Raw genomic sequence first — 6076 nt, forward strand, 5'->3', positions numbered from 1 at the left:
GGTCAACCCTGCATGGCTGCTCCCGAAGAGAACCTCATCCGAATCGAGGGCCCCCTGCGCGCAGGCGACATCCCGCACCTGTGCGACCGGGTGGCCGCCGCCCGGCACCGCCCCGGCGACGACGACGTGATCTGCGACGTCGCCGCCGTCACCACCGCCGACCTCACGACGGTCGACGTCATCGCCCGGCTGCACCTCGCAGCCCGCCGGGCCGGGGGCCGGATCCGTCTCAGAAATCCGTCCCCCGCCCTGCTGGCCCTGCTCGGCCTCGTCGGCCTGGTCGAACTACTCGGCCTTGTCGTCGAGATGGAGCGGCAGGCCGAACAGCGGGAACCACCGGGGCGTGTCCAGGAAGCAGTGGAAGCCCGCGATCCGCCCCTCTGAGATCTCGATGACCTGAACCGCCCACGGCGCGAACCCACCCTTCTCCGGGTCGGGCTTGTAGTGGGCGAAGCCCGGCGTGCCGTTGACGTCGACCGGGAACAGGCGGCTGTTCGCGCAGGAGGCGCCCATGGTCGACATGAACCCGGTGATGTCGGCGGTGCCGCGCAGCCACAGGTCGAACGGGGGCATCGTCATGATGGCGTCCTCGTGCAGCAACGCCGTCAGCGCCGTCATGTCATAGCCCTCGAAGGCCGCGACGTACCGCTCGAGGAGCTTCTGCTGCTCGTCGTCCAGCGGATCGGAGACGGCGGTGTCGTCGGCAGGGGCTTCGGCGAGGGTCGCCCGCGCCCGCTGCAACGCGCTGTTGACGGAGGCCACCGAGGTGTCGAGGAGCTCGGCCGCCTCGCTGGCCTTCCACGCGAGGACCTCGCGCAGGATGAGCACAGCCCGCTGCTTGGGCGGCAGTTGCTGCAGGGCGGCGACGAAAGCGAGCCGCACCGACTCCTTCGCCACGGCCGCCTCCGCCGGGTCGCTGAGCGACGGCAGCATGCGGGCGTCCGGCATCGGCTCAAGCCACACGTTGTCAGGGCGCGGGGTGAGCGCGGCCTGGGCGAGGGGCGCCGCCGCGGTCAGGTCCATGGGGCGTGCGCGGCGGTTGCCCGCGTTCAGCATGTCCAGGCAGACGTTCGTCGCGATCCTGTACAGCCACGACCTGAGGCTGGAGCGGCCCTCGAACTTCTCGAAGCTCCGCCAGGCCCGCACCATCGTGTCCTGCACCGCGTCCTCGGCCTCGAAGGCCGACCCCAGCATGCGATAGCAGTACCCGGTCAGTTCGACCCGGTGTTTTTCGAGCGTGACGTCCAGTTCCGACGTCGTACCTGCGATGTCAGTCATCCCAACCCACCCCTGCGGCTGCCACGGAAGTCCCCAGCACTTCGGAAGCTACCGCAGCCCACTGACAACGGCCCCCGGAGTCGGAAAACCCGCAGGCGGGAGAGGACCGTCCGGTACGGCTGGTGCGCCGCCACGAGCCCCGTACGGCTAGTGCGCCGCCACGAGCCCCCGCCGCTCCTGGGCGCGAGCCGCGTGCGACCCCCAGACGGTGATGGACGCGACGCCGAGCACCGCGAGCAGACCCAGGCCGACCGTCCCGGCCCAGCCTCCCGCATGGAAGGCGACCGCGCCGAGCGTGCCGCCCGCGCTGGAGCCCAGGTAGTACGCGGACTGGTAGAGCGCCGAAGCCTGCGCCCTCCCTGTGGTGGCCGTACGGCTCACGGACGAGGAGGCGACCGCGTGTCCCGCGAAGAAGCCCGCGGTGATCAGGACGAGCCCCAGAAGGACCATGACAAGGGCGTCGGACAGGGAGAGCAGCAGACCGCCCGCCGTCGTGCTCACCGCCAGGTACATCGCCCCGCGCCTGCCGAGCCGCGTCACCAGCTTCCCCGCGGCGGCCGACGAGACCGTACCGACGAGGTAGACCAGGAAGATCGAGCCGATGATGCCCTGGGGGAGGGAGAAGGGTGCCTCGGTGAGGCGGTATCCGATCACGGTGTAGACGGCGCCGAACACCGTCATGAACAGGGCGCCGATCGCGTACAGCCTGCACAGCAGCGGGTTGGAGAGGTGCGAACGGATGGTCCTGCCCAGCGCCTTGGGGTTGAGCGAGCCCGGAGTGAAGTGGCGCGGCGCGGGGAGCAGCGCGCGGAAGGCGAGGGCGCACAGGACGGCCACGACACCCACCACGCCCACGGCCACGCGCCAGCCCCATGCCTGCGCGACCCAGCCCGTGATGATGCGCCCGCTCATGCCGCCGATGGAGTTGCCCGCCACGAACATGCCGATCGCGGCGACCAGCGCCTTGGGCCTGACCTCCTCCGCGAGGAAGGCCATCGCCGACGCAGGAAGCCCGGCGAGGGCGGCGCCCTGCACGGCACGCAGCGCGATCAGTACGCCGATGGAGGGCGCGAAGGGGACGAGGAGGCCCACCACCACCGCGACCGTCAGCGAAACGGTCATCAGCGTCCGCCGCCCGAACCGCTCGCTGAGCGCGCTCAGGGGCAGCACGAAGAGGGCGAGGGCGCCCGTGGCGGCCGACACCGTCCAGCTCGCCGAGCTCGCGCTGACACCGAAGTCGGCGGAGACGAGGGGGAGCAGCGCCTGCGTGGAGTAGAGGAGGGCGAAGGTGGCGACACCCGCGAGGAAGAGGGCGAAGCTCATCCGGCGGTAACCGGGACCGCCGGGGTTCAGGCGTGTGTCGGCGACATCGGTGACGTCGGTGTCCGGGGACGACGGGGTGTGGGCGTCCGCGTGGATGACGGACGCCCCGCTACTGGCAGGAGGCATGTGTCGAACGTAGGCACACATGACTCATCCGTCCAATGCATGGACTGGCCATAATCGTTCCCATGGTGCATGAGAGCAGTTCAGAGCGGCGTCTGTCGCAGAGCAGTTACGTAGGAGACATCGGCGCGGCAGCGTCGGGGCCGGCCGAGCTGACCCCGGAGTCCTGGTCCGCGCTGCTCTCGCCGCGCCTCGCGTACTTCGCGGGCGTCGCACGGACGGAGCATGTGACGCGGGCCGCACAGGAGATGCAGGTGCCGCAGTCGACCCTCTCGCGTGCGCTCGTACGCCTCGAACAGGACCTGGGCGTCGACCTGTTCGCGCGGCACGGCCGCACGGTGTCACTGACCCCGGCGGGCCGTACGTTCCTCGCCTCCGTCGAACGGGCGCTGGGCGAGGTGGAGCGGGCGGCGGAGTCCGTACGGGCGGACGCGGACCCGGCGTCGGGCAAGGTGGCCTTCGGATTCCTCCACACCATGGGGTCGGAGACCGTGCCCGGCCTGATCCGCGCCTTCCGCGCGGACCATCCGCGGATCCGCTTCAGCCTCGTACAGAACTACGGGGAAGCGATGATCGAGCGCCTGCGGGCGGGGGAGCTCGACCTGTGTCTGACCTCGCCCGTGCCGGACGCGCCGGACCTGGTCGCCCGCCGCCTGGACGAGCAGCGGCTCCGCCTCGTCGTGCCCGACGACCACCGCCTCGCTTCCCGCAAGCGGGTCCGTCTCGCTGAGGCGGCGGACGAGGCCTTCGTGACCCTCGAACCCGGCTACGGCCTGCGCCGCATCACGGACGACCTCTGTCAGGAGGCCGGCTTCAAACCGCGGATCGCGTTCGAGGGGGAGGAGGCGGAGACGCTGCGTGGCCTGGTGGCGGCGGGCCTCGGCGTAGCCCTGCTTCCGCCACCGGCCGTCCCCAGGCCGGGAGTCGTGGAGCTGACGGTGACGGGGCAGCGGGCGGTGCGTGAGATCGGCGTGGCGTGGCTGGACGGCCACCCGGACACTCCACCGGTGGCGGCGTTCAAGAAGTTCCTGCTGGGGCGGAGGGGGCGGCTGCTGCCCGAATAGCCAGGGCCGTCACCGCCGCTCTCCTCTAGCGGCGTTCTCCCGCACCGCGGCTCTCCTCGCCGACCTGCGGCTGGCGGCCGTCTCCCTCGCGCGCTGAACAGCCCACAGGCCCCCCACGCCCCGCACAACCGCTCAGCGCTTCAGCGACCGCCCGAAGCCGGATGCGAGCGGCATCCGCAGCCCCAGCGGCGGCGGAGCCGCGAGTGCGTCCTCCAACGGACGTGCGTACGCGTGGCCGAACAGCGACCCCATGACGAAGTCCGATGCCAGCGCCTGGACTTCATCATGGTGCTGGTGCAACCGGTGCCCGTCAGAGTGGACTTCGAACCGGCACACCTCCCGGTTCGCCTTCTTCGCCCGCTCCGCGAGCCGGAACGAGAGCTCCGGATCGGTCCGCTCGTCGTTCGTGCCGTGCACGATCAGGACCCGCCGCCCCACGAGCTGCTTCACCGGCTCGGGGGGCGCGGCCATATCGTCCTCGGGCAGCCAAGGGGCCAGCGCGAGGACGGAGTTGACCGCGTCGTGCCCACTGGCCCGCAGCGCGGCCCGGCCACCCATGTCCATGCCGACGAGGCAGATGGAGACATCGCCGTAGAGCCGGGTGACCTCGTCCGCCGCCCACTCCGCGTCCCGCGCGAGCTGCGCCTGCGCCCCGTTCCACCCGCGGTAGCGGTAGTGCACGACGTGCGCGGCGAGTCCCTCGCCGCGGCCGTCCTGGGCGAGTTTGCGGCCGAGCGCGCGCACCGCGCCTGCGGCGAACGGGGACGGCTTGCGGGCTGAGGTCTCGTGGCCGCCGGGGAGCAGCAGCACCGCGCCGCTGACCGCCGAAGGTCGGGTGCCGATCACGCGCCCGAGCCTGGCCGCGCGCGCGGAATCGGGCGTCGCTTGCTGTGCCATGACAGAACAGTGTCAGAAGCGATGGTGTACGCCACCCGTCCGCGGGGTCACTGTTACGTATCGACCCGTGAGATCTACGCGCGTAGGCGCTAGAGTGCCGAGATGACGAGCCAGACCACCAAAGCCGGTCAGACGGACCGCGAAACGCCCAGCGCCGAACAGATCCGCCGCTCCCCGAAGGTGCTCCTCCACGACCACCTCGACGGCGGCCTGCGCCCCGGCACGATCGTCGACCTCGCCCGTGAGTCGGGTTACGAGGGGCTGCCCGAGACCGACCCCGACAAGCTGGGGATCTGGTTCAGGGAGGCCGCCGACTCCGGTTCGCTGCCGCGCTATCTGGAGACCTTCGCGCACACCTGCGCGGTGATGCAGACGAAGGACGCCCTCAAGCGCGTGGCGGCCGAGTGCGCCGAGGACCTGGCGGAAGACGGCGTCGTCTACGCCGAGATCCGGTACGCCCCCGAGCAGCACCTGGAGCGGGGCCTCACCCTCGAAGAGGTCGTCGAGGCCGTCAACGAAGGCTTCCGGGAAGGCGAGCGGCGCGCGAAGGAGGCGGGACACCGCATCCGCGTGGGCGCCCTGCTCACCGCCATGCGGCACGCGGCCCGCGCCCTGGAGATCGCCGAACTCGCCAACCGCTACCGCGACCTGGGTGTCGTCGGCTTCGACATCGCGGGCGCGGAGGCGGGCTTCCCGCCCACCCGTCACCTCGACGCCTTCGAGTACCTCAAGCGCGAGAACAACCACTTCACGATCCACGCCGGTGAGGCCTTCGGGCTGCCCTCCATCTGGCAGGCCCTGCAGTGGTGCGGCGCCGACCGGCTCGGCCACGGCGTGCGGATCATCGACGACATCCAGGTCGCCGACGACGGCACCGTGAAGCTTGGCCGCCTCGCCAGCTACGTACGGGACAAGCGCATCCCCCTGGAGATGTGCCCCAGTTCCAATCTCCAGACGGGCGCGGCGAGCTCGTACGCCGAGCACCCCATCGGTCTGCTGCGAAAGCTGCACTTCCGGGCCACGGTGAACACCGACAATCGTCTGATGTCCGGCACCAGCATGAGCCGTGAATTCGAGCATTTGGTCGGCACATTCGGCTACACGCTCGACGACATGCAGTGGTTCACAGTCAATGCGATGAAATCAGCGTTCATTCCTTTCGATGAACGCCTGGCCATGATCAGCGACGTGATCAAGCCCGGATATGCCGAGTTGAAGTCCGAATGGCTGTTCCGTCAGACCGCCTCCACCAGGGCTTCTGTCGATGTGTAACAGAAATTGAGGCGATGCGGGCGCGGGGGGGGGGGGGGGGGGGGGGGGGGGGGGGGTTGGGGGGGGGGGGGGGGGGGGGGGGGGGGGGGGGGGGGGGGGGGGGGGGGGGGTGGAGGTAC

The 6076-nt window shown here is 70.8% G+C and carries 6 protein-coding genes; 3 read left to right on the forward strand and 3 right to left on the reverse strand.

The features are described from left to right. The first annotated feature begins 12 nt into the window (after positions 1–12). Positions 13–384, forward strand: a complete 372-nt coding sequence (locus tag ACZ5CR_RS13825; RefSeq protein WP_468857095.1) for an STAS domain-containing protein — start codon at positions 13–15, stop codon at positions 382–384. On the opposite strand, the gene ACZ5CR_RS13830 is transcribed toward ACZ5CR_RS13825, so the two are convergent. Together ACZ5CR_RS13830 and ACZ5CR_RS13835 are read right to left on the reverse strand one after the other, a co-directional pair. Next, positions 286–1278 (reverse strand): sigma-70 family RNA polymerase sigma factor, encoded by a 993-nt coding sequence (locus ACZ5CR_RS13830; protein WP_468857097.1) that lies wholly within the window; start codon positions 1276–1278, stop codon positions 286–288. The two genes, ACZ5CR_RS13825 and ACZ5CR_RS13830, sit on opposite strands and share 99 nt — an antisense overlap. A 147-nt stretch (positions 1279–1425) precedes the next feature. Then, the gene (locus ACZ5CR_RS13835; RefSeq protein ID WP_468857099.1) at positions 1426–2727 is read right to left on the reverse strand and encodes an MFS transporter; all 1302 of its coding nucleotides are present in this window, start codon (positions 2725–2727) and stop codon (positions 1426–1428) included. Positions 2728–2789: 62 nt separating this feature from the next. Between ACZ5CR_RS13835 and ACZ5CR_RS13840 the strand changes: the two genes are divergently transcribed. Further along, complete coding sequence (locus tag ACZ5CR_RS13840) at positions 2790–3788, forward strand: LysR family transcriptional regulator (RefSeq protein ID WP_468857102.1); 999 nt, start codon at positions 2790–2792, stop codon at positions 3786–3788. A gap of 132 nt (positions 3789–3920) precedes the next feature. Here ACZ5CR_RS13840 and ACZ5CR_RS13845 read toward each other — a convergent pair whose 3' ends face one another. Further along, a complete protein-coding gene (locus ACZ5CR_RS13845; protein ID WP_468857105.1) occupies positions 3921–4685 on the reverse strand; it encodes an alpha/beta hydrolase in 765 nt (254 codons plus the stop codon). A gap of 102 nt (positions 4686–4787) precedes the next feature. Here ACZ5CR_RS13845 and ACZ5CR_RS13850 point away from each other — a divergent pair, with 102 nt between their 5' ends. Continuing rightward, positions 4788–5957 (forward strand): adenosine deaminase, encoded by a 1170-nt coding sequence (locus ACZ5CR_RS13850; RefSeq protein WP_468857107.1) that lies wholly within the window; start codon positions 4788–4790, stop codon positions 5955–5957. Positions 5958–6076: the final 119 nt, after the last annotated feature.

It is taken from the genome of Streptomyces sp. NPDC031274 (assembly GCF_055570235.1).